Source organism: Cytobacillus sp. GQ23, from assembly GCF_059758675.1.
The window spans coordinates 23,519-46,569 of the sequence record NZ_JCAXER010000008.1 but is presented as its reverse complement, the minus strand read 5'-3'; the positions used below and the strand labels follow the sequence as shown (position 1 = coordinate 46,569).

Annotated in this window: 22 protein-coding genes; 15 read left to right on the top strand and 7 right to left on the bottom strand. The window is 38.9% G+C overall.

Annotated features, from left to right (window positions below; all coding sequences use genetic code 11):
- Nucleotides 1–85: 85 nt before the first annotated feature.
- From AC6CHU_RS08415 to vanY, 5 genes are all read left to right on the top strand, one after another.
- Nucleotides 86–799 carry a GntR family transcriptional regulator gene (locus AC6CHU_RS08415; RefSeq protein WP_159864759.1) on the top strand — a complete coding sequence of 238 codons (714 nt, stop codon included), beginning with the start codon at nt 86–88 and terminating at the stop codon, nt 797–799.
- A 325-nt stretch (nt 800–1,124) separates the two neighbouring features.
- Entirely contained in the window at nt 1,125–1,553 is a 429-nt protein-coding gene (locus AC6CHU_RS08410; protein ID WP_159864756.1) for an organic hydroperoxide resistance protein, read from the top strand.
- A gap of 262 nt (nt 1,554–1,815) precedes the next feature.
- A complete protein-coding gene (vanR, locus tag AC6CHU_RS08405; RefSeq protein ID WP_251284352.1) occupies nt 1,816–2,511 on the top strand; it encodes a vancomycin resistance response regulator transcription factor, VanR-F/VanR-M family in 696 nt (231 codons plus the stop codon).
- On the top strand, nt 2,504–3,616 hold the full coding sequence (locus AC6CHU_RS08400) for a sensor histidine kinase (protein WP_159864750.1): 1,113 nt from the start codon (nt 2,504–2,506) through the stop codon (nt 3,614–3,616). The genes vanR and AC6CHU_RS08400 overlap by 8 nt, the downstream gene beginning before the upstream one ends.
- Nucleotides 3,617–3,711: 95 nt before the next feature.
- Nucleotides 3,712–4,560 carry a VanY-A/VanY-F/VanY-M family D-Ala-D-Ala carboxypeptidase gene (gene vanY / locus AC6CHU_RS08395; RefSeq protein WP_159864747.1) on the top strand — a complete coding sequence of 283 codons (849 nt, stop codon included), beginning with the start codon at nt 3,712–3,714 and terminating at the stop codon, nt 4,558–4,560.
- Nucleotides 4,561–4,946: 386 nt separating this feature from the next.
- Here vanY and dsdA read toward each other — a convergent pair whose 3' ends face one another.
- Entirely contained in the window at nt 4,947–6,287 is a 1,341-nt protein-coding gene (gene dsdA / locus AC6CHU_RS08390; protein ID WP_159864744.1) for a D-serine ammonia-lyase, read from the bottom strand.
- 346 nt (nt 6,288–6,633) lie between these two features.
- The gene (locus tag AC6CHU_RS08385; protein ID WP_159864741.1) at nt 6,634–7,125 is read right to left on the bottom strand and encodes an RrF2 family transcriptional regulator; all 492 of its coding nucleotides are present in this window, start codon (nt 7,123–7,125) and stop codon (nt 6,634–6,636) included.
- Between the two features lie 220 nt (nt 7,126–7,345).
- Between AC6CHU_RS08385 and AC6CHU_RS08380 the strand changes: the two genes are divergently transcribed.
- Together AC6CHU_RS08380 and AC6CHU_RS08375 are read left to right on the top strand one after the other, a co-directional pair.
- A complete protein-coding gene (locus AC6CHU_RS08380) occupies nt 7,346–7,789 on the top strand; it encodes a carboxymuconolactone decarboxylase family protein (RefSeq protein ID WP_159864738.1) in 444 nt (147 codons plus the stop codon).
- A 223-nt stretch (nt 7,790–8,012) separates the two neighbouring features.
- Nucleotides 8,013–8,441, top strand: coding sequence for an organic hydroperoxide resistance protein (locus AC6CHU_RS08375; RefSeq protein ID WP_159864735.1), 429 nt, complete (start codon nt 8,013–8,015; stop codon nt 8,439–8,441).
- Between the two features lie 66 nt (nt 8,442–8,507).
- On the opposite strand, the gene AC6CHU_RS08370 is transcribed toward AC6CHU_RS08375, so the two are convergent.
- From AC6CHU_RS08370 to AC6CHU_RS08360, 3 genes are read right to left on the bottom strand one after another with little or no spacing between them, the layout of a single operon-like run.
- Nucleotides 8,508–9,620, bottom strand: a complete 1,113-nt coding sequence (locus tag AC6CHU_RS08370; protein ID WP_498121183.1) for a GerAB/ArcD/ProY family transporter — start codon at nt 9,618–9,620, stop codon at nt 8,508–8,510.
- Complete coding sequence (locus AC6CHU_RS08365) at nt 9,620–10,702, bottom strand: Ger(x)C family spore germination protein (protein ID WP_159864704.1); 1,083 nt, start codon at nt 10,700–10,702, stop codon at nt 9,620–9,622. Before AC6CHU_RS08365 ends, AC6CHU_RS08370 begins: the two co-directional genes overlap by 1 nt.
- Nucleotides 10,692–12,188 carry a spore germination protein gene (locus tag AC6CHU_RS08360; RefSeq protein ID WP_159864701.1) on the bottom strand — a complete coding sequence of 499 codons (1,497 nt, stop codon included), beginning with the start codon at nt 12,186–12,188 and terminating at the stop codon, nt 10,692–10,694. The genes AC6CHU_RS08365 and AC6CHU_RS08360 overlap by 11 nt, the downstream gene beginning before the upstream one ends.
- A gap of 226 nt (nt 12,189–12,414) precedes the next feature.
- On the opposite strand from AC6CHU_RS08360, the gene AC6CHU_RS08355 reads away from it, so the two are divergent.
- The 5 genes from AC6CHU_RS08355 (at nt 12,415) to AC6CHU_RS08335 (ending at nt 16,337) form a co-directional block, all read left to right on the top strand.
- Nucleotides 12,415–12,978, top strand: a complete 564-nt coding sequence (locus tag AC6CHU_RS08355; protein WP_159864698.1) for a TetR/AcrR family transcriptional regulator — start codon at nt 12,415–12,417, stop codon at nt 12,976–12,978.
- Nucleotides 12,979–13,059: 81 nt separating this feature from the next.
- The gene (locus AC6CHU_RS08350; protein WP_236566211.1) at nt 13,060–14,217 is read left to right on the top strand and encodes an MFS transporter; all 1,158 of its coding nucleotides are present in this window, start codon (nt 13,060–13,062) and stop codon (nt 14,215–14,217) included.
- A 250-nt stretch (nt 14,218–14,467) separates the two neighbouring features.
- On the top strand, nt 14,468–14,932 hold the full coding sequence (locus AC6CHU_RS08345; RefSeq protein WP_159864692.1) for a hypothetical protein: 465 nt from the start codon (nt 14,468–14,470) through the stop codon (nt 14,930–14,932).
- 109 nt (nt 14,933–15,041) lie between these two features.
- Nucleotides 15,042–16,004 carry a DUF3231 family protein gene (locus tag AC6CHU_RS08340; protein ID WP_159864689.1) on the top strand — a complete coding sequence of 321 codons (963 nt, stop codon included), beginning with the start codon at nt 15,042–15,044 and terminating at the stop codon, nt 16,002–16,004.
- A gap of 231 nt (nt 16,005–16,235) precedes the next feature.
- Nucleotides 16,236–16,337 carry a putative holin-like toxin gene (locus AC6CHU_RS08335; protein WP_222500437.1) on the top strand — a complete coding sequence of 34 codons (102 nt, stop codon included), beginning with the start codon at nt 16,236–16,238 and terminating at the stop codon, nt 16,335–16,337.
- Nucleotides 16,338–16,600: 263 nt separating this feature from the next.
- Here AC6CHU_RS08335 and AC6CHU_RS08330 read toward each other — a convergent pair whose 3' ends face one another.
- Complete coding sequence (locus AC6CHU_RS08330) at nt 16,601–17,104, bottom strand: DinB family protein (RefSeq protein ID WP_159864686.1); 504 nt, start codon at nt 17,102–17,104, stop codon at nt 16,601–16,603.
- A 207-nt stretch (nt 17,105–17,311) separates the two neighbouring features.
- Between AC6CHU_RS08330 and AC6CHU_RS08325 the strand changes: the two genes are divergently transcribed.
- Complete coding sequence (locus AC6CHU_RS08325) at nt 17,312–18,370, top strand: tetratricopeptide repeat protein (RefSeq protein ID WP_498121179.1); 1,059 nt, start codon at nt 17,312–17,314, stop codon at nt 18,368–18,370.
- Nucleotides 18,371–18,420: 50 nt separating this feature from the next.
- Here AC6CHU_RS08325 and AC6CHU_RS08320 read toward each other — a convergent pair whose 3' ends face one another.
- The gene (locus tag AC6CHU_RS08320) at nt 18,421–19,488 is read right to left on the bottom strand and encodes a GIY-YIG nuclease family protein (protein WP_498121317.1); all 1,068 of its coding nucleotides are present in this window, start codon (nt 19,486–19,488) and stop codon (nt 18,421–18,423) included.
- Between the two features lie 540 nt (nt 19,489–20,028).
- Between AC6CHU_RS08320 and AC6CHU_RS08315 the strand changes: the two genes are divergently transcribed.
- Nucleotides 20,029–21,813 carry a sigma-54 interaction domain-containing protein gene (locus AC6CHU_RS08315; RefSeq protein ID WP_159864680.1) on the top strand — a complete coding sequence of 595 codons (1,785 nt, stop codon included), beginning with the start codon at nt 20,029–20,031 and terminating at the stop codon, nt 21,811–21,813.
- Nucleotides 21,814–22,055: 242 nt separating this feature from the next.
- On the top strand, nt 22,056–23,036 hold the full coding sequence (locus tag AC6CHU_RS08310; protein WP_498121176.1) for an aminopeptidase: 981 nt from the start codon (nt 22,056–22,058) through the stop codon (nt 23,034–23,036).
- Nucleotides 23,037–23,051 lie beyond the last annotated feature (15 nt).

Genomic DNA, 23,051 nt, shown 5'->3' with positions numbered 1-23,051 from the left:
TTTTTGGGTAATTAGCCAAATTAGTATATATTCTATTTATAATGTTAAGGTAAGAGCCAATATATTTATTTAGGGTGGATCAGTTATGACCAAATATGAATCTATTTCTGCGGAAGTCAGGGAGAGAATCAGCAGCGGAAAGTATTCAGTTGATGAACCGATTCCTGATGAGATAACGCTTGCGAAGGAATTCGGCTGCAGCCGGATGACGATGAAGCGTGCACTTGATATTTTAGTACTTGAAGGTCTTCTATACCGAAAGAGAGGACATGGGACTTTCATTGTAAAGTCAGCCATCCAAAATGGCCGTGTGAATGTAGTAGGTAATGAAGCGGCCGGGCTGACAGGCCTGCTGAAAAATAAAAAAGTGACGAGTGAAGTGATTAAGTTTGAGGTTCAGTTTCCGAGCGAGGAAGTTGCCTCCCATCTGGCAATTGACAGGAAAACCCCGGTATACTATTTAATCCGTTTAAGGTTTGTGGAAGAAGAGCCTTATGTACTTGAAAAAACCTACATGCCGACAACGCTGATTACCGGTATTACGGATGATGTCCTTTATAGTTCCATCTATCAGCATATTAAGGAGAAGTTAGGACTGACCATTGCAGGTTCACATCGGAAAATCAGAGCCTGCAAATCGGATGAATTGGATCAGGAATATTTGGAATGCAAGGCAGATGATCCAATCCTTGAGGTAGAGCATGTGGGATTCCTGGATAATGGAGTTCCTTTTGAGTACTCGTTTGCGCGGCATAGGTACGATAAGTTCGAAGTCACAACAGTGAATATAAAGCGATAGGAGTAAGGGGCATTTCTGTTGAGGCCGCCAAGGGGCATTAGAGCTGGTGCCGGAAGTAAAGCTTAAATAATGTTTTGGAGAACTTTTTTTGAGAAAGGGGCAGGCTAATCTGCTCCTTTTGTATTTCTAAATTACATTATTTACAGAACTTTCTAGGTCTGTTGTACTTCTCTTAATGCCTTTGTACGTCTCTATGATGTTCAATTCTTTGTTTAATGACTCCTTAACGGGGAATAGATTGGAACAGCGAATAGTTACTATAAGTTAGTACCAGGAGCACTAAACGAATGAAAACTAATCTATCACGCAAAGGGGACTTGTCAAAATGATGAAGATAGAAAAGAAAGTGTACACGGCTACTGTAAATGTTCAAGGCGGCAGGGAAGGAAAAGCGGTATCTGATGATAATAATCTGAATGTAGATTTGGGGTATCCAAAGGAGTTAGGCGGGGATGGAAAAGGAACCAATCCGGAGCAGCTATTCGCTGCAGGCTTTGCTGCTTGCTTCGAGGGAGCCATGGGCACGGTTATGAGGAAAAAGAAAGTTAAAGCTGACGGCATTAATATTGATTCAAAAGTTACGCTTGGAAAGGATGCGGACGATGGCTTTGTTCTTGCCCTTGCCATGGATGTCACCGTAAAGGGCGTTGAAACCAGCGTGGCAGAAGAAATCGTTGCGGAAGCACACAAGGTTTGCCCTTATGCAAGAGCAACTGAGGGGAATATCGAAGTTGTAACAAATGTTGTTGGGTAATCATTCTAAAGTATTCACATATGGAGTGTCTATCTTGAAAAAAGATAGGCATTTTTATTTTGATTTAAAACCATTTCATTAAAAAAAAACAGGTACACTTAGTAAAATGAATTTTTAGGGGGCCTCTTCTTACTGCTGCTTCAGGTGTTTGAGTTTTATGGCTATCATAATATGACTATTTCTTTGAAAAAAAATAGGAAATAATAGAAAATGAATAGGTCATGATTTACTTGAAGTATGATCATTTTTTAGGAGTGGAAAGATGAAAGATATATCAATTTTAATTGCAGATGATGAGGAGGACATTGCGGATCTGGTTGCCATTCATTTAGAAAAAGAAGGGTATCGTGTGATTAAGGTTTCAGATGGCGTGGAAGCGGTCCGGGTTGTTGAGACGCAGCCGGTTGATTTGCTGATTTTGGATATCATGATGCCGAAGATGGATGGGTATGAGGTAACGCGCCGCATTCGTGAGAAGCATAATATGCCCATCATCTTTTTAAGTGCCAAAACATCTGATTTCGATAAAGTACAGGGGCTGGTCATTGGAGCAGATGATTATATGACGAAACCATTCACCCCGATCGAATTGGTTGCCCGTGTAAATGCGCAGCTTCGGCGTTTTAAACAGCTGAATCAGCCGAAAGCAGACCCTAAAAACTATCTGGAATATGGCGGGTTAGTGATTACACCTGATCAGCGCTCAGTAACCCTCTATGGCGAATCCATCGACCTTACACCGAAAGAGTTTGACATTTTATATTTACTGGCCAGTCATCCAAAGAAGGTGTACAGTGTGGAAAATATTTTTCAGCAGGTGTGGGGAGAAGCTTATTTTGAAAGCGGCAATACTGTGATGGTACATATTCGTACGCTAAGGAAAAAGCTTGAAGGAGACAGACAGAACCACAAATGGATCAAAACCGTGTGGGGAGTCGGGTATTCGTTCAATGGGTAAACTGGTGCGAAGCTTTCGGTCAAAGATGATTCTGCTATTTAGTTTAAGTATGGCTTTTTCCGGACTTATCACGTTTATTGTCTTTAAAGCATTGCAATTATACTATCACGAGAATGTCCAGTATGGGGACAGGCTGCAATACTATCGTCTGGTGATAGCACAAATTGGCGACATTAACGTCTTTTTACTGCTGTTTATCCCGCTTTCGTTTCTATTTTTTTACCTGCTGACAAAGCGGTATTCCATCTATTTTAACGAAATCTCAACCGGAATTCATCATCTCTCCAGGGGGGACTTTTCGCATCATGTTCACATAGAGTCCAATGATGAATTTCGGGATATTGCCAATGACATTAACCTGGCAAGTGAAAAACTGAGACAAGCGGTTGAAAGAGGAGATTTTTCCGAAAGCAGCAAGGATCAATTGGTCGTAAATCTGGCGCATGATCTTAGGACTCCGCTTACTTCTGTGCTGGGTTATTTAGATTTAATCCTAAAGGACAATACCTTGACTGAAGAACAAGTCCGGCACTTTATGACCATTGCCTATACGAAATCACAGCGTCTGGAAAAACTGATTGATGAATTATTCGAAATGACGAGAATGAATTATGGCATGCTCCCAGTTGAAAAAAAGAGTTTTAATTTAACGGACCTGCTTAATCAATTGAAGGAAGAATTGTATCCTGCTTTCAAAAAGAATCATTTGACTGCCCGTATTGATTGCATCCCTCATCTGCCCATTTTGGCTGATGGAGAACTGATCGCGCGTGTATTTGAAAATCTTCTAACCAATGCTATCCGATATGGGTATGAAGGCCAGTATGTCGATATTAACGGAACCATTGATGGGGATGAAGTGGCCGTTCAAGTGGTGAATTACGGGGACAGCATTCCTCCGGATGAGCTTCCACATCTATTTGATATGTTTTATACCGGTGATAAAGCACGTACCCATCAGGAAGACAGCACTGGTCTGGGATTGTTCATAGCGAAGAATATAGTAGAGCAGCATAATGGTACTATTACCGCAGAAAGTAACGTCATTCGGACTATTTTTGAAGTCCGTCTGCCACTAGAAAGTGAACCAAGTAATGAAGATTAGTTAGGACTTAAGAAAAATTTAAACTTTACCCTACTCTTTATTTAAATAGTTTTTCCTATTCTTAAATCAAGGAAGAATAGGGAGGAAGCTGTAAAATGAAGATGTGGGGTTTTTTACTAGTCGTATTCATAGGGTTGACATTCGTAAACCTGGACTCATTTTTTGAACCAGACGTTAGGATCCAAAAGAAAATAGGAGATAGCAGCTCTACTAATGATTATAAAAAAGAAATAGAGGAAGAACAAATCTATCAAGGAAATCTGCTTTTAGTGAATGATCAATATCCGGTTCATCCGCAAAGTGTGAAATCAGACATCATCAATCTGTCTGAGGCCTATGAAGGGACAAGGGACTATACTGTGCTAAACAGAGACACTCTTTTGTCAGAGGCTGTGGAACGGGAATTTTCTAAGATGATCGCTGCCGCTAAAAAAGAAGGGGTCCGCAATTTCTCCATCACCAGCGGCTTTCGTGGGTTTGACGAGCAAAGTATGCTGTATCAGGAGATGGGTTCTGATTATGCCCTGCCAGCCGGATATAGCGAGCATAATGTAGGGTTATCGCTTGATGTAGGTTCCACGCAAATGAAAATGGCGCATGCACCTGAAGGCAAGTGGATTGAAGAAAATGCATGGAGATACGGGTTCATCCTGCGCTATCCAAGGGACAAGACAGACATAACAGGAATACAATATGAACCTTGGCATATCCGTTATGTCGGCCTGCCTCATAGTGCAATTATGAAGGAAAAGAATCTCGTTTTAGAAGAATACTTAGAGTATTTAAAAGAAGAAAAGCAAATCTCAGCTGAAATTGATGGAGAAGCATACACGATTACTTATTACCCGGTATCCAAGACAGGTACGATTAATGTACCGGAGGATCGCCAATATGAGATTTCAGGCAACAATATGGATGGCGTGATTGTGACTGTAACGGGATGAATTCAGAGTATCCGGCAGCATTAGCTATTATTCCACCAAGCAATGTTGCTGCAGCTTTTTATGCGTTAAATTTGAGCTATTAATTTAAAAGGAGATCCGTGCATCTTGCGGATCTCCTTTTCTATCTAAGTAAATATCCTTCTGATTTCTAAAAGTGTCAAAATAGGTTAAGAGAGAATATCCATGAGAATTAAAAAAGGGTGGATCATTAGTAACTCGCCCACCCATGCACCAAGATTCACCTTTTGTCGCCCTCTGGCTGAAATTCACCAGGACTAAGGAGAGGTTTAAGGTTCTCCCAGTTACAATCCATTATATGCCGGTTATTGCTTGTTTATGTCCCACTGGCTGTCCGGCAGTTCCGGATTCCAATGTCTATATTACTTCTATTTCTCCGACGCTAATTCCAAGCCTTTTTGATAATATTGTGCCATCATTTCTTCAGGAACCATGCTGCCACCAGTCGCCCAAACAATATGTGTGCCCTTATTCATTGCTTCCGTCAAACCATTCATCTTTAAATAATCTCTGCCTTCGTTAAATAATTTACTTGGTCCAATCAGTCCTGCCAGTGCAGAAGGTTCTAACTGGATACCCTCTGTATCAGCTAGTTCCTTTAATAACTTATAAAGCAGCTCATCACTAACAGTATAATTTCCACCTAAAAACGGCTCAATAGTTTTACCAACAAACCCTGATGGTCTTCCTACAGCAAGCCCATCAGCGTCTGTAAGATTATCAATGCCAATATCTTGGACAGAAACTTTATCATGAAGACCAGTCATTAAGCCGAGCAGCATGCATGGTGAGTGGGTAGGTTCTGCAAAAAAACAGTGAACATCGTCTTGGAACAATAATTTTAAACCGAAAGCTACGCCTCCTGGACCGCCGCCTACTCCACATGGAAGGTAAACAAACAAAGGATGATTTTTATCAATTATTACCCCTAACTCTTCTAATTGCTTCTTTAATCGAGATGCAGCCACTGCATAACCTAAAAATAGGTCGTGAGAATTTTCATCATCTACAAAATAACATGCTGGGTCACTATATGCTTGGGATCGACCTTCTTCTACCGCTTTACTATAGTCAGCTTCATATTCAATAACTTTGACCTTTTTGCTTCTCAGCAAATCTTTTTTCCACTGTTTTGCATCAGCCGACATATGTACAGAAACATTAAAACCTAACTTTGCACTTATGATGCCAATACTAAGTCCTAAGTTTCCAGTCGAGCCAACTGCGATTGAGTATTGTGAGAAAAATGTCCGAAATTTTTCACTATCTAAAATCGAATAATCATCTTCAAGGGTTAACAATTGATGTTGAATAGCTAATTTCTCTGCATGCTTGAGAATTTCATAAATCCCGCCTCTTGCTTTAATAGATCCGGATATAGGAAGGTGACTATCGCATTTTAATAATAATTCTCCCGGAATAGGCTGCTGATAATTCTGTTCTAAGGATTTTTTCATTGAAGGTATTCTCACTAGAGGAGATTCTATAATACCATGGGATTCTTTTGTTTCAGGAAAAGCTTTAGAGATAAAGGGTGCAAAACGATTCAGCCTTTCCTCTGCATCCTTTACATCTTCTAGAGTAAGGGGAGATTTTTTAATTCCAGATTGAAATTTCTCTAGATTAGGATTGATCCAAAAAGCCTCTTCTGTCGATATTAGTTTGTTTAGTAAAGGATATTTGTTTTTCCATGCTTGTAAATCTTTCATTTGTTTAATCCTCCTAAATAATGTGCAATAATGCAATTCTGAATTTTTCCATTCCTTCATCTTACTTTTAATTTAAATTTTTTATTGAGGAGGGCCAGCCAATTAGCTCTGGCATTTAAGTGTATACCCTTGCCATCCATAATGGGTGTTCAGTTATGTATTCGATGGGAATCAAGTTAAACCTTCAATTCTCAAGATTTTCAACTAAGATAGGTAAGTAAATGGAAGAGAAGATCATTGAATAATCGAAAAAACGCAGAGTTTAGCTGCAACCTCTGCGTTTTTCTGTGTGATTTTGTTGTCTAAAAGTGTGTGATATAGACTGATATTGCCTTTTAATTTAGTACTACATGCTGCTCTTTGAAAAGTATTTTCGGGTTTCTTCACGCGTTTGATTTGGCAAGACACGATCCAGTTCTTCATTTAACCAGGAAAGTGTTTTGCTCCGCAGGAAATCACGCATTTTTTCTTCGGCTGAGAGCATAACTAAATTGATGGTACAGGATGTACCTGGAGAGCAGATATTTTCTCTATACAAATAACCATTATCTTTAATGTTTTTACATTGAAAAATAGGCTTTGGACCTTCAACTGCTTCAATTACATCCCAAAAAGATATCTCTTCTGGAGATTTAGCGAGTTTATAGCCACCCTTCACTCCAGGAACTGAACTAACAATCCCTTTCTTAGATAATTTACTGAATATCTTTGATAGGTAGGTTTCGGAAATCCCCTGAAAGGTGGAAAGTTCCTTTATTCCGATGGAGGAATCCTCTTTATTATCAATTAGATATACAAGACAGTGAAGTGCGTATTCAACCCCAATACTATATTGCATGACTCACACCTCTTTATAAATGAGATTAATTTATCTTAAGAATTTTCTACACCATTGTCAAACATATTCAATTGGCACTAATTAACAAGAAAAGTGGTTTGACATAATAAAGTATACAATTTATTATAGAGTATATCAATCGCCGATTGATGTTATCCATGATTTGAATTTCAAAATGCGGTTCAATTATATATTGAATCAGCTTAAGGAGGAATTGAGATTGGAACAACGAATTGATTATTACAATTTAGCACCAGAGGCAATGAAAATAATGATGGAAATGGAGAAGTATACGAAAACAACAGGATTAGACCGTAAACTTCGTGAGCTTATTAAAATTCGGGCTTCTCAAATAAATGGCTGTGCCTATTGCATTAACATGCATACAGCTGATGCGAGAAAAATGGGAGAAACAGAACAGCGTTTATATTGCATTAGTGCATGGAAAGAGTGCACGTTTTACACTGAAGCAGAAAAGGCAGCTCTTGAATTAACAGAGCACATAACTCTAATCCCGACAAAACGTGTGCCAGATGAGCTTTATCAGCGGGTACGTGAACATTATGATGAGAAGCAATATATTGACCTTGTTCTAACCATTAATCAAATTAACAGCTGGAATAGAATTTCTATTGCTATGGGGAATGTAGCTACTGAAAAATAATAATTTCAACAGATAGTGCCTTAATTTATAAACGAGGAGCTCTTTTTAAAAATCATCTTACCTTCTAATAAGTAAAACATCGGCCTTTGGACAGTAGAGAAAGTCAAAAACTAACATGGCAAAATAGTCGTTTAGGCTCATAAAGTTTTCCCTTAATGCGAAAGCTACTCGTGGTAATATCGCAGCAAAAATTACTAATCCATTATAAAAGGGGAGTTCTAAAATGATGAAAATAGAAAAGAAGTTGTATACGGCTACTGTAAATGTTCAAGGCGGCAGAGATGGCAAAGCGGTATCTGACGATAATAATCTTAATGTAGACTTGAGATATCCAAAGGAATTAGGAGGGGACGGTGCCGGAACCAATCCGGAGCAGCTGTTCGCTGCAGGGTTTGCCGCATGCTTCCAGGGAGCCATGGGGACTGTCCTTAGGAAAAAGAACATTAAAACAGAAGGGATCAATATTGCTTCACATGTTACACTTGGCAAGGATGCGAATGATGGCTATGTACTGGCCATTACAATGGATATCACTGTAAAGGGCGTAGAAACCAGTGTGGCAGAAGAAGTCGTTGCGGAAGCTCATAAGGTGTGTCCTTATGCCAAAGCAACTCAAGGTAATATCGAAGTTATTTCAAACGTAGTTGGTTAATTAGTCTCCGGAATTACTCAAAGAGTGCCTATCTTTCAACAAGATAGGCACTCTTTTTTTTACTTTTCATAAACCTTTGTCTAACCGATTCTTCATAAATTGGCTTTTAATCCATTTTATAGTGAGAAGGAGCGGCAGATACACATATACAAACCCAATTCCCGCATTAGAAGTAAAATTGGCCAGATAATCAATACTCTTAAATTCCTGAAGGTATACAGAAACAATCATCTGTGCAAACAGTAAGACTAGCAAAGTCGCTTTAGGAGGAATTGAGAAAGTCCTTTTTACGATTCTTGTACATGCCCACAAAGAAATACATATAGGGGATATGATCACTAACAGCCAAATAAAGATGAATACATATTCAAATCTTTCCAGGAAAGAGAATTTAACGATCTTAACCATCATTAGAGTGGGCCAAGGTAAATGCTGTAATACCTCTTGATTAAAGTATAAGAATGATATTATTGTTATAATTAGGTACACAATGAGAGTATATATATTGCCAAGATACGCCCATTTTGAAATATCTCTGTTATTTGAACTCCTAAGGAAGGGATAATACATCAGGATCCACTCGAAACCAAGAAAAAGCAGGGCATACCCTTTAGAAGATAAAATTAGCTCACTGAGGGAATGACTGAAGACAGGGAGCAGGTAAATATAATTCGCATGCATCAATGGGAAGTAGATTAAAAAGAACAAAAAAGCAGGCAATATAACTCCCCAGAAACTAAAGCCGGTTAAACTGCGGAAGCCGCTTGAGATAATATAATAAAATGTGAGTCCGAAAACGAAGCATAGCTGCCATGTTTTGATAGAAGGATACACCCATATTTGGATGACCTCAATATAGGCACGGAGGACCGTCAAAGAAGCCAGCCAGAAATAAACCAATACAAGGACAGACATTATGCTGCCAACCGCTTTTCCAAAGCAATACTGATGAATAGCTACTAAATCATTAGTTCCCCCGCCTAATAGCTTAAAAATAATATAGAGTATGATTTGGGTGATAACCCAGGTTATAATTAAAGAAATCCAGGCGTCCTGCTCAGCATGTTTAATAACCTGGCTTTGAAAATTTAGGATACCAATTCCGGTTTGTGAAGAGTGAATGAGAAAAAATGTGAAAAAAGCCGAAACTTGAAATTGTTTTTCTACTTTTACGGTCACTAATTTCCCACCCCAGTTTGCCTGACTGTAATTTTTGTAATTACCTCATATTTCATATTAGGATATATTCTATCGTAGAAGCTCTGTTCAGAATAATTTCTGTGATGTGCTATATACACTCTTCCTAAACCTAAAGGATCTACACCATTTTTTTGAAAATCCCTAAGCAGTAATTCAGCATCGTTTGAAATTGATTTCTGTACGGCGTTTTTAAATAATTTAAGATCCTTTTCATCTTCTAAATTGATCCATTCAGGCAAAGCATCAAGTTCTACATCTAAATTAAGGCTTATTCTAACATGTTCCCCGAAGTTCTCCTTGATGAATTTCACCTTGTGTTTTCCATAGTTCGTTCTAACCCCAATATTAGCTTTGTGTCCATGCATTTTCAGGTCAAAACTGTATACTCCCCTTTTGTTTTTATCAGTCATTAATTTTAATAAGAAGGTTTCTTTTTCGGAGATCCTAAATGCTAATTTTTCACCTTTAAAAATCCCCATACCATCGACTTTAATTTTACCTTTAGAATCAACTGTCAGATTTGGAAAGGACATATCAATTCCACTTCCAAAAAACTGGTCATACATTACATGGGAGTTAGACTCAGGAATTCCTTCATTTTCAATACTTTTATCAATCAAATCCATTAAGAATAGCGGACTTTCATTAAGTGTTTTACTTAGTATTAAATCTGGAGTTCCATCTGTAATAACAATTCTTACTATGCCGATTTTTGGATCCTTACAAATGGGGTCTAATATAGAAGCTAAACCATCTCTGCTTAGTTGATCCCCAAATATCATTACTCTTACTTGACCTATTTCAAATGGAAATTGAGACTTATGGCTAAGTTCTTCCTGCAGACTGGATGGATTTTTAGCAGCAGCTGTGATTAAAGCAGCAGGATTATCACTCTCGGCATAATTTGGATAAACAACACTTGCCTTTAGCATTTCATCTTCTTTGTCATAACCTACATTATGCATCAGAGAGACTTCATTAATAATATTGTGAGGCACACATCCAGTCAGAATTAGAATTAGAGCAACAATTCCCATTTTAATAAATGTGTTATTCGTCATTAATATCTTCCTTCTTTTTGTTACTCTCTTTTGGTGAATATTTAATTTTATCTTTAGCTCTCAAATATTCCGGCCTTTTGTTTAATTTAGTATAAGGCGGCCTTATGATACTATCCGCAAGACTATTGCTTCGGAAAGGATGCAAAGGAACCATGTAAGGAGTGTCAAACGATCTTAATTTAAATAAATGACATAAAAGCACGGCAAAACCTATCATAATACCCAGCCCGCCCAGGAATGAAGATAGGATGATAAAGGGAAATCTTAAAATTCGAATGGTATTGGACATAACGATAGTTGGTGTTGTGAATGAAGCTAAAGCTGATAAAGCGACAATAATTAATAAGATATTACTTGTCAGTGCTGCCATAACAGCAGCCTGTCCGATGACAATACCGCCAACAATGCCCAATGTCTGTCCTACTTTAGTAGGCAATCGGGCTCCTGCCTCTCTTAATAATTCAATGGTCAATTCTAAAAAAAGAACTTCCAGCAGCGGCGGAAATGGAACGTTTGCTCTGGACTCTATTAGCGGGCCCAGTAAATCTGCAGGCACCACCTCATAATGAAACGTCATAACCGCAACATAAATGGCGGTAGAGAAGATTGAAAAGATGATTGCAAGTATTCGTGTAAAACGGAAGAAAGACCCGATGATCCAGTTATAATAATAATCTTCGGATGAGAGAAAAAAATCAAATATGGTAGTAGGTCCTGATACTGCGTATGGTGAACCATCACTAAAGATAACGACCTGGCCTGAAGTGAGTGAATATGATATTCGATCCAGCCTCTCTGAAGAAAAGTAAAGCGGAAAAGGCGTATAAGAATTTTCCTTGATTAGCTGGATTAAAGCAGAAGTATCCCAAATAATATCAAAATCTATTTCAGAGAGCCTTTTCTTAACAAATTTTATATGCTGTTCATTTGTAATGCCATCTAAATAAACCATCATTACTCTTGTTTTTGACAGCGTGCCCAGCTCGATCTCTTTAGTTGTTAATAAAGGAGATTTTACCTTTGTGCGAAGTAAAAGAATGTTCGTATCAAGACTCTCAACAAACCCTAATTTTGGACCGATAACATTAAATTCATTCTCCGTTTCGTTAGATTCTCTTAACCCTTTAGATAAATTGCCAATATTCACTAATAAACAATCTTCAGAGGTATCCTCACTTTTAATTAAGACATAACCCTGATGTATTTTTTCTTCGATTTCTTTTGCTTCTTTCGTGCTAATAACATCTTCAAGCGGAAGGCTAATCTTAAATTGATTCATATCAAAAGCCTGGTCAGTCTTTTTTTCGCACTCATTAATATATGGAAGAAATATATGCTCCATCGTCTTGTGATCGATTAGTGAAGTGAAGTATAAAATGAAAATCTTGATTCCGGAAAGGTTTTTTTGAATCTCTTTAAAATCAGATGACTTTTTGGCTCTCTTCACTACGTCTGCAGGTCTCATATTACTTTTTTCCATTACCATAAAAAATGTACTCCCCAACATGTATTACTACTTATTATTATTACTATCAAAAATTGTATGCACATTTACATTTTATTAAGGCATGGTATTAGTCACCATCTTTAAATGATAGGAAAAAGGAAAAAACCCGTATGCGTATGGAGTAAATGATATTTTTCATATTGCGATGATTTTAACTCTGGCCTTCCATATTGACACTTACCTATTAGTAAGTTACTATCGGAGTATGGAAAATAGAAAAAAACAGATTGTAGACTTAGCACTTAAATTGATACAGCAAAAAGGGTATGTAGCCTTCAGCTATGATGACATTTCTAAACAGCTTGGGGTGACCAAAGCAAGCATCCACTATCACTTTGAGAAAAAGGAGGATCTAGGGGTCGCAGTTACAGAGCGTATTTTATTGAAACTGCAGGAATCTTTGTCATTAATTAAAAATTCGCCGGCTCCTGCTGAAGAGAAACTGAAGCAGTTCATCGATCAGCAGGCTCAAAGATTTGAATGCACTGAAATTTGTCCTATTTCTTCACTGCAGACGGATTATGAATCATTGCCAACTGCAGTACAAGAAAAGCTTGAAGAAGTCAGCAGGCTGGAGCTCAGAGTAATGAAGGAATTAGTTGCGGAGGCACAAGCGGCAAATGTCATAAATAGCTCTGAAGAGGTACATCAAGTAGCAGTAACGATATTATCAAGTGTAAAAGGAGCATTATTATACAGACGTGTACTTGGTGAAGATGTATTAACAGAAGTACTAAATCAGTTAAATCGATTCTTAAGAAAACCGTAGAAACGGTTTTTTTAAGGAAGTATACTTACCTTTTAGTAAGTAAGTTTATGAATGAAAGTGGGGAATCCCTCAGTGAAAAGAATGCTATTGGTTTCCATATTGATGTCATGCGGGGCTACCTTTGTCACCCCGTTATTCCCTTTATATAGTGAAGCTTACCGGCTGAACAGTCTGCAAATCACAATCTTGTTTGCCATTTATGCGGCTTTCTTGTTGCCAACCCTGTTAATCGCGGGAGAAAAAGGCAGCACTTGGGGACTTAAAAGGGTAATTCGCCTCAGTATATGGATCTCCATCGCATCTACATTGTTCTTTCTGGCTGGCAATCATTCCTGGATGCTATATGCCGCCAGGTCATTGGAAGGAATTGCATACGGAGCCTTTACAGGTACAGCTGCTGCTTTTCTAATGAAGCAAACTTCACCCAGTCAAATAAGTGCAGCTCTTAAATTATCAGGTGTAACGATTCTTATTGGTTTCGGTCTGGGACCAGCTATAGCGGGTTTGATCGTTCAATATATACATTACCTGCCACTCCAGCTGCCATATTGGATTCTGCTTGCTCTGCTCATCCTCTCATTAATTGTGCTGGAAACAGTTCCTAAAGACACTGTTCCCAAAGGACAGATGCCTGTAAAAACTAAGATATCACTTGGTGTGCCAGGCAATATTCGTTTTCCATTTTTCTCAATGTCCGGATTGCCTATCTTCACAGTTTTCACAATCCAAGGAATCGCGTTTGCTCTTATTCCTAATTTTGTCAAGAATGTCATTCATACGTCGAACCTATCTGTGTCAGGATTAATCATTTTCGCACTTCTCAGCGGTGCAGCTTTGGCACAGTTCATTCCTTGGCCAAGTCACCCCATTACCCGTATGAGATTCGGCATCCTGCTTCTTGCGATAGGGGCATGGGTTATTGTTTCTTCTGGTTTAACATCAAGTTTGCCGCTGCTCTGGTCAGGCATTTTCATCCAGTCTATCGGGGGCGGGTGGGCTTTTCAAATTGCCTTGCGACTCACTGGACAGCTGCCGGAGCCAAAAGAACGGACGCGAGTCATTTCGGTTTTTTATTTGTGTGCCTACTCAGGATTTATCGTTCCCGTAATTGGAGTAGGAGTGCTTACTCAGTTTTTCAGTTTGAACCATTCACTGATCGTGCTGAATCTGTCTGCTGCCATTATCGTTATTTATGTGCTGATCTATTCTGTCAGATTTAACCGCACTTATTCGGGATAAAATAAAGAATCTATTACTGACGTCTAAACTCAATCAAGAGTGATTGAAACCATGCTGCCAATACGGCAGCTTTTTTTCTCTCAAATGGGAGTTTAGTTTGTGAAGAGTGCTTACATAATAAGAAGTGTTGTGGTCCGTAGTGTTATTTTCAGGAAATTGACAGATGGTAATCAGTTTGCTGCCCTTTAAAAGGGGATTAATCGAAGAGATATGAACACATATAAGAGACAAAGTAAGGGGCTAGAAAAGAATGGCAACATCTATAGAAAGGCTATTATGGAGTATTGCACTGCCCGGTTTTGGACAGTTTCTAAATGGAAAATTAATCAAGGGAATGGTTATAGTATTTTTAGAGTTCCTTATAAATGTGCAGGCGAATTTCAACGGGGTCATTATTTTAAGTTTTCATGGAGATATTGAAAAGGCAATTACAGAAACCGATTATTTGTGGCTGATGTTTTACCCTTGTTTGTATTTCTTTGCGATGTGGGATTCCTTTAAAGATGCGGGAGGAGGGAAAAACAGTTATTCTTTTCTTCCGTTTGTGTCTTCAGCTTACTTTGTTACGGTAGGGTGTATATTTTCCTCTACCTTTAAGGTTTTTGGAGTACTATTAGGGCCTATTTGGCTGCCCATTTTGTGTGTAATACCAGGTGTCAGTGTGGGTCTTATTTTAATGAAGATAATAAGGAAAAAAAATATCGAACCCTTTTAAACAGGGGTGCCATTATATTGAAAAGGCTTAAATAGTAGGCAAGGTCATGAATAATTACCAGTTTCAATTACAAACTAAGAAAAGAAAAAATTTGTGAAGGGGCATTTAGATGAATTTAACCGAATTAGGTTTTCTTTGGTACTTACATTCAAGTTCAAATATGGTCAATATTTTTTTGGGAAATCTGATTGAAACGGCTGAAGATCCTGATTTGGTGGAAGTTTTAAATGAGATTAAAACACTTTCAACATTTCAGGAAAAAGAGGCTTCAAAATTCCTGGCTGATAATGGATTAAATGCTACACCGTTTTTTAGTGAAAATGATTTACATAGCCCCTCAGAAAAGATATTTTCTGATCAATTAATGATAGAAATAATTAAGCATATAACCAGTAATGGAATGGGTGTCCTTTCTTTTCAATATACAGACTTAATCGTCCCAGAAGTTAAGAATTTCTATAAAGAAATACTCAATAGGTTAATGCAAATTGACATTTCTATTTTAAATCTGCTGGAGCAAAAAGGCCTGCTGCAAAACAAGTCTTTTTCATACCAACAGGCTGAAGACAGAGAAAGCAGGTTATTTAAAGTGGCATCAACCCAGCAGAGGCCGCTTAATGCTGTAGAATTAGCAAGTATGTTTGGTTCAGTTCAATGTAATAATGTTGGCTTAGCATTATGTACTGCTTTTTCGGATGTTGCAAAGGATGGAGACACCAAGAGTTTTTTTGAGGATGGAACCAATTTGGCGTATCATCATGTCGATGTTTTATCCGAAATATATAGAGAAAACGGTGTCCCGACAACCACCGGACTGGAAGCTCACGTTAATAAGGTGAATAAATCACCGTTTTCAGATAAACTAATGGCTAACTTAATTATGTTCTTGAATCCAATCGGAATCGGCAATCTGCAAACTGCTGTGGTTTCCAGTTATAAAAAAAGTCACGTGAAAAGACTAAAGGAATTAATTCATCAGGTAGAAAGCTATTCAGAGCAAGGGTTTAAGTTATTGGTGAGGAAAGACTGGCTTAATGAGCCGCCGGTAGCCAATAGGTCAATTGATAGTTAAATGTTCGGAGGGCTTGAAGCTCTTGATAATCCTAACTGCATAGATAGCCCCTTATCTACAAACTAAAAACCCGTTCGGCGATCTCCGAGCGGGTTCTCTTTTCCTTATATAACATTTTTGGTCATTTGGGACTATTAGAACATAAGTTCCAAATATGGTATAATATAGAATAGCTACAAGGCAGGGTATGGGAGCGGTGGCTACCCCCGAGGTCAGGAAGGGGGTGCTGTCGTGTACGTAACGAATGATGATCTAAGTGTTATGATTGCTTTCGCTACTCTAGTCGTCACTATTATTGTCGCAGCACAATCAGGCAAAAATAAAAACGACTAGCCCACCCTGATTTGGCCGTCGGGTCGTGGAACTAGTCATTTCTTATCGCGACCTCAGCCACCGCAAACTTATACTGCGGAGTAGCTAAGGTGAAGACTTGGGTGTGACAGCACCCGAGTCTTTATTTTTATGTTGTGTTCTTATTTAAATAATATACTAATACATTCTATTCATCAAGTGTTCTGATTATTCAAGCAGACTTCTTCCTATGTACATCCTGAAGATTCATTATGCTAAGAAAATCGCTCGACAAGCTGAACGTTTTATAGAGGGGGAGTGTCCACACCTAAATGAACCCAATCCTCTTTCGGCGGGCCATAAACCCCAAAAGGCTTTAACCCTGCCTGGCGGATAAGGATCGTCAATTGCCCCCTATGATGCACAATGTGTTTAATTAAGCCCATTAAAATTTGTGCATTGGTTTCTTCTCTGCCAAATGCGTTCTGTGTCTGGCTCAATGTGTCCTCTGTCCATTGCTGCTGGATAGCCTGAGCCGCTTCCTCACTCAGCCTTTTGAATGTATCCGCAATTTCTTTTGCCGAAGCGGGCACATTTTCTTCATCTTCTTTCTTCGGCACTTCTACTCCGAAGTGAGCTAAATAATCCGGAATACTTGCTGTTAAATGCCACGCAATTCTTCTTAATGTGCGTCCTTCCGGGTAAACCTGCTGTTTTAAGGATTCATCTGTTAAACCTTCTAAAACGTTTTGAGTCAGCTGTGCTTCTTTGTTCCACTCTTTAATAAAGTCTGAGACTGTCACGTACATAAAGTATCCCTCCGTTCATTGAACTAAATTATAAAACATTTGTTCGCGTTTTTCAAGGAGCTCATCTTGTCAGTTTGGAGAAGCAAGACATAGAACTGTTACAAAATCTTCACAATTCATTCGACAATATTCGCGCGAAACTGGCGGCTGATTTCTATATAGTGAAAGGTGTTAAATGGTACGTTTTGAATAGATTGGGGTGTAAAAATGAGAACGTTAAAGATAAAAGACTTAACCCTTGATGCGCTGGAAGAACTGGAGCATGATATGCATGAAAAAGGCGAAAAAGGCGATTACGGCTATTACATGCAGCTGGTGATCCTCTATGAAACAATGTTTAAAAAGCTTACCAATCTGGCCAAAAATAATGGCCCTTACTACGATGACGCCCTTAAGCAAACGAAGAGACTGCTGGTATCCACTCTTATTAACTATGGCTCCTACTTAAAAATGAATCACTTCAAGGATGACGGGGATGCGGTGGAATCACTCTTAAAGGCGGTTAGAGTGGAGCAAAAGCTGCCAATAGCGTATTTCCGTCTCGGCTGCCTCGCTTATAAGCATGGCAAGTACGGTTCTGCTGTCCGTTATTTCCAGCAGGCCCTAAGCAAGCACCTGATCGGTGACCCAAGCTGCAGCCTCAATCAGCAGCAGGAATTCCATGCCCATATGTATTTGGCCAACAGCGGTCTGCATGTTGCGAGCGAAGCCTATGAGACGATGGGAAAACTTCCGTATCCGGACCAGCTCCCGAAAGCAGAGCTGTCCCCGTTAGCTGAAGCATTAACAGCCAACGAGACCTACCTGCATAACCATGCCTTCTACAAAATCACAAAAAACAAAACCGAAACCTGCTCAAAGGAAGAGTGTGAAAACATATTTGAGAACTGTGAAGCCGATGAGCTGGTTCTGTACTTTAATGACCGGGAAAACATACTCTTATTTAATGGGCAGGATCCCATCGTTACCCCAACCGAGGCGAATATGATCAGACATTTTATGCTATCTTCCAGCAGGGAGAATCCATGTACAAGAATCACCATGCGGGATTTCTTTGGAAGAACGGGAAGTGATGGGGAGGTAAAAAAGAGCACCTTCACTAAATCGATTGAAAGGCTCAGGGGAAAGCTGCGGAATTTTGATATACCTGAGGTAATTGATGTAACGGAACATAAGGGAGAGCCTGCGTATTATTTTAATGATATCCATCGACATACCATTCTTTTCAGGGTGGATGATGCATTTGCGAATGAGTATGTGAACTGATCAGTTTGATTAGTCTCCTTTGCCTGCTAGATCGGATTGTAAAAAGCCCCTTATTCATGATGAATAGGGGGCTCTATGTGTTGAAGGTCATTGAGTAAATTATTTAATGCCTGATCCAGGGCTGCATGATTCTCAGAAACCAGCCAGTTTTCCGGTATGATGAGATAAGAGCAGCTGCCGCTGTGTAAATAACGGTAAATAATATGTGCTGCATCGATTTCATGTCTGCTAATCTCTCCAGCGGCATGTGCTTCATTATTTTTAAAATGAGCTAAAATGTCCGTTTTTATTTTCTCCTCGATATTTCCTACTGCATAGCTCTTGCTGAACAGAATATCTGTCCTTTTAATAAGGAAAAGTTTAAAGGTTGAATCTGATAATCTTTCAATCGCTGCGATATTATGGTTTTCTTCCGTGAATTCGAGCACTTTTTCTTTATTTATCAGGGAGCCTACTGCCTGTATATGATCCCGATAGGCGGACGCCGCTTCAAACTCAAAGTTTTCAGAGGCATTCAGCATCATTTGATTCATGTCCTCTAGGATACTCATGTCCGTGCCCTTCAGAAAACCTATAAACCTGTCCAAAATGTCATTGTACTCTTGTTCCGCAGGCCCTCCAAGACACCGGCCAAGGCATGAGCCTAAGGAATAACTCAGGCAGGCTGAGTTTGTTCCATTAGGATTGCTGCAATTCAGCTTAAAGCAATCCTTTAACGCCCGGATAGCACTTTCCACATTTCTTCGGCTTGTAAAAGGGCCAAGATAAACCTTGCCGTCATTTTCATTGGGTTCAAAGACAATATCAATCTTACGGTGATTGCCGATAAGACCAATCGAGATATAAATGAATGACTGCGGACTCTTCATCATTCGATTATAGAGCGGCTTTATGCTTTTAATTAATTGGCATTCAAGCATAAAAGCCTCGAATTCGGTATCTGTCTGGATATAGTCAAAATCCCTTAAATGTTTGACCAGCTTTTTTATCTTTGGTGAATGATTGGTAGAGTTCCGGAAATAAGACTGGACACGATTCTTAAGATTCTTCGCCTTCCCCACATACAGAGTTTGACCCTGGGAATCCTTCATCAGATAGACGCCTGGAGTTGCGGGCAGGTTTTTTACCTTATCAGGGAGATTAATAGGGATTCATTCCTTTACTAGATAGTATAGTAGTATTTTATCATGGGATGGGATTTGGCAGCTATTTCTCTGAATGGTATAAAGGGGAGTGGGAGAAGCAGGACAACTGTTATTAGTCTAAGATCTTGTGGAAACTGTGCACCCAGCCGGAGTCTAGCGTTAAAATAGTATGTTTCTAAGCAACTTAAACAGTAAGTTGCTTATTTTGCTTGGAAAAATATTGAGTTAATAAACAATCGAAATTGACATCGGAGCCAATCTCTTTTTGGCTTAAGGATATTGAACAGGATCTGGACCAACAGGATCAATCTAACTGCTATACATCATTAACTTAAAATATCGAATTTTTCCTAGTAAAAAAGTTATATAAAAACCCACAAGCGCCATGAATATTCAGAATTTTCCAGAGGTTTTTCAATTTTCGAATCGAATGATATATATCATGAAACAATTCTGAGAGACAGATAAACTTTCCTGCTCATTAGGAGGAACTAATGTATTAGGAGGATATAAATGGGTAAATCAATCCTTTTTGAAATTCAAGAAGAAGTGAACTTAGTAGCAGAAGCCATTAAGTCTGTATTGTCTTTAGAGGTGATTATTTACGATAAAAATAAAGTTGTTGTGACGGCTACAGGCGGGGGCACGCATGCAGTTGTAGGTGAGCCGGTTCGGGGACACATCATCGAAGAAGTCTTAAAAACAAATCAGCCTGTTTACAATTTGGAGCCAGGTTTCCATGACGTATGTAAAAGCTGTATTCTTCATCAAAATTGCCCTGAAAAATCAGATGTTTCATATCCATTAACACATGAGGGCGAAATTGTCGGGGTTATCAGTTTAACGGCATTCTCTGAAAAACAAAAAAATGAATTTAAAGAGAAGCACCGTATATTATCAAATTATCTCGATAAAATGGCAGATTTAATCAGCAGCAAAATAAATGGAACATCATTATTAAAGAAATATTTATCAACCTCACAAATGCTGCAAGTGACGATTCAATCCATGTACGAGGGCATCATTGCTGTTGATCAAAAAGGATTTATATTAGAGATGAACCGTTCCGCAGAAAAAATACTAAATATAAAAAAACAGAGTGTATTAACTTCAAATATTTCAGAAGTTATTCAAAATCTGCCGATTACAAAAGTATTTTCTACCGGACAAGGATACTCAGATAAGGAATGTTCTCTTGTTGTAAATGGAAAAGTGATTCAAGTCATCATCAGTGCTAATCCATTGATCCATAACAGCCAAATTATTGGATGTGCGATTACGCTCAAAGATCTAGCTGAAGTTCAAAAGTTTGCCTATTCTATCACATCAGAGGTAGATGATTCTACATTCGATATTATAGTAGGGAAAAGCCATGCTATATTGCAAACAAAGGCTGCAGCCAAAAAAGTTGCGGCAACCGATTCTACAGTCATTTTCCTGGGGGAGAGTGGAACGGGGAAGGAACTTTTTGCGAGAGCACTGCATCAAGAAAGCAAAAGATTTAATAAACCATTTCGGGCCATAAATTGTGCCGCCATTCCTGAACATTTACTGGAAAGTGAATTGTTTGGGTATAGCGAGGGTGCCTTTACGGGTGCAAGGAAAAATGGAAAGCCTGGAAAATTTGAAATGGCACAAGGAGGCACCATTTTTCTGGATGAAATAGGTGATATGCCATTGCATTTACAAGTGAAGCTGTTGAGAGTGCTGGAAGAAAGAAAAATTGAACGAATTGGATCTAATACTTCTATTGATATTGATATAAGAGTGGTTGCAGCAACCCATAAAAACTTAGAAAAGATGGTAGCTGATGGGGAATTCAGGCAGGATTTATTTTTTAGGTTAAGCGTTATTCCGCTGCATATTCCGCCACTGAGGGAAAGAGAGGGTGATATTCCCGTCCTGCTTCAGCATTTTGTACAGCACTATGACAAAATTACTGGAAAAAAAGTGAGAGGTTTCACTCCTGATGCGGAGAATAGGCTGTGTTCGTATAATTGGCCAGGTAATATACGTGAACTCCAAAATGCGGTTGAATATGCCATAAACATGGCAACAGACCACTGGATTAGAGTAGAAAACCTGCCTCCAAGAATCCGTTATCAAAATCCCCTGAACGATGATAAAGAAAATATTACTCTAGCAGAAATGGAAGAAAGAATGATAAAGGATGTATTAAAGAGATATGGTGATACTCTAAATGGAAAAAAACAAGCAGCAGATGAATTAGGTATAAATGTAGCAACGCTTTACAGGAAAATTAATAAATACGAGATTAATCGCAAAATGCAATTATAGTTCGCAAATTGCGATTAGTTTAGAAACATAGCAGATTTGTCTTTTTTTTATATTTTGGACAGATCTTCTATGTTTTTTTTGCAAATTGCGAACAATGGACCTTAGTGATATTTACAGCAAAATAGAAGTTGTCCTGTAAATCCTTTATAAACAGGGAGTGTAAATGAAAAAAATAGAAAAATCACAACTTGGCACGGTACTTGCATTCTAACTAGTTGAAGGAAAAAACGAGGGGGAGTGCAATGAAAATCATAAATAAAATGTTTATGGTGAAATCCGTTCAGACATTATTGAAGACCTGTTTAAATGTAAAGCCTGGAGAAAACCTATTGATTCTAACGGATACAAATACGACAGAAATTGGGGAGGTTTTCGCACTTGTTGGTGAAGGCATGGGAGCAAAAGTGGTGATGACAATCATGAATCCCACTACAAGGCATGGGGATGAACCGCCAAGAATCATTGCAGAGGCAATGAAAGCAGCTGATGCCATCGTTGCCCCGACAACCTTTTCTATTAATCATTCTACTGCCAGAAAAGAAGCCAGTAATGCAGGTGCCAGATTAATATTTATGCCTGATGCTAATGAAGAGGTTTTCTTAGATGGTTCACTGGATATCGATTATTTTGCCCAGAAGAAAATAATCGATAAAGTATCCGCCATTCTTGAAGAAGGAGAACGATTAAGCATCACTACCCGTTTAGGCACGGAAATTTCCATGTCTATAACCGGACGGCATGCCGTACCTCAAACCGGGATTTGTCATGAGCCTGGAAGTATTTCTCCCCCTCCTTGCATTGAAACAGCTGTGGCACCAATAGAAGGAACTACAGAAGGAGTCATGTACATTGATGGGGCGATTGTGCCGGGCAGGGCTTGTGAAGATCCGGTTAAAGTCGTCTTTAGAGAAGGGAAAATCGTCTCCATCGAAGGAAAAGAAGATGCTGAAATGCTTAAGCAAACGCTGGAAAGTTATAATCATCCCAATGTATATTGTGCAGTGGAAATGGGTATCGGCATGAATCCAAAAGCGAAAATTGGCAGAGGAGGCCAGCTGGAGGACGAGGCAGAGTTCGGAACGATGCATATTGGAATTGGCAATGGAATCACATTTGGAAGCAGTATCAGAGCCCCTGGGCATTGTGATTTAGTGATTCGAAAACCGACTATCAAAGTGGATGGGAAAATCCTTATGAAAGACGGAGAACTCTATATAGATTAGGGGGAGGAGGTTTAT

What these genes read in the sequence shown, in the direction of transcription:
- AC6CHU_RS08360 (WP_159864701.1), bottom strand. Translation starts at nt 12,188, where the DNA reads ATGGTAATGGAAAAAAGTAATATGAGACCTGCAGACGTAGTGAAGAGA.
- AC6CHU_RS08385 (WP_159864741.1), bottom strand. Translation starts at nt 7,125, where the DNA reads ATGCAATATAGTATTGGGGTTGAATACGCACTTCACTGTCTTGTATAT.
- AC6CHU_RS08410 (WP_159864756.1), top strand. Translation starts at nt 1,125, where the DNA reads ATGATGAAGATAGAAAAGAAAGTGTACACGGCTACTGTAAATGTTCAA.
- AC6CHU_RS08350 (WP_236566211.1), top strand. Translation starts at nt 13,060, where the DNA reads ATGCTATTGGTTTCCATATTGATGTCATGCGGGGCTACCTTTGTCACC.
- AC6CHU_RS08400 (WP_159864750.1), top strand. Translation starts at nt 2,504, where the DNA reads ATGGGTAAACTGGTGCGAAGCTTTCGGTCAAAGATGATTCTGCTATTT.
- dsdA (WP_159864744.1), bottom strand. Translation starts at nt 6,287, where the DNA reads ATGAAAGATTTACAAGCATGGAAAAACAAATATCCTTTACTAAACAAA.
- AC6CHU_RS08315 (WP_159864680.1), top strand. Translation starts at nt 20,029, where the DNA reads ATGGGTAAATCAATCCTTTTTGAAATTCAAGAAGAAGTGAACTTAGTA.
- AC6CHU_RS08325 (WP_498121179.1), top strand. Translation starts at nt 17,312, where the DNA reads ATGAGAACGTTAAAGATAAAAGACTTAACCCTTGATGCGCTGGAAGAA.
- AC6CHU_RS08375 (WP_159864735.1), top strand. Translation starts at nt 8,013, where the DNA reads ATGATGAAAATAGAAAAGAAGTTGTATACGGCTACTGTAAATGTTCAA.
- AC6CHU_RS08415 (WP_159864759.1), top strand. Translation starts at nt 86, where the DNA reads ATGACCAAATATGAATCTATTTCTGCGGAAGTCAGGGAGAGAATCAGC.
- AC6CHU_RS08330 (WP_159864686.1), bottom strand. Translation starts at nt 17,104, where the DNA reads ATGTACGTGACAGTCTCAGACTTTATTAAAGAGTGGAACAAAGAAGCA.
- AC6CHU_RS08355 (WP_159864698.1), top strand. Translation starts at nt 12,415, where the DNA reads ATGGAAAATAGAAAAAAACAGATTGTAGACTTAGCACTTAAATTGATA.
- vanY (WP_159864747.1), top strand. Translation starts at nt 3,712, where the DNA reads ATGAAGATGTGGGGTTTTTTACTAGTCGTATTCATAGGGTTGACATTC.
- AC6CHU_RS08310 (WP_498121176.1), top strand. Translation starts at nt 22,056, where the DNA reads ATGAAAATCATAAATAAAATGTTTATGGTGAAATCCGTTCAGACATTA.
- AC6CHU_RS08340 (WP_159864689.1), top strand. Translation starts at nt 15,042, where the DNA reads ATGAATTTAACCGAATTAGGTTTTCTTTGGTACTTACATTCAAGTTCA.
- AC6CHU_RS08365 (WP_159864704.1), bottom strand. Translation starts at nt 10,702, where the DNA reads ATGACGAATAACACATTTATTAAAATGGGAATTGTTGCTCTAATTCTA.
- vanR (WP_251284352.1), top strand. Translation starts at nt 1,816, where the DNA reads ATGAAAGATATATCAATTTTAATTGCAGATGATGAGGAGGACATTGCG.
- AC6CHU_RS08345 (WP_159864692.1), top strand. Translation starts at nt 14,468, where the DNA reads ATGGCAACATCTATAGAAAGGCTATTATGGAGTATTGCACTGCCCGGT.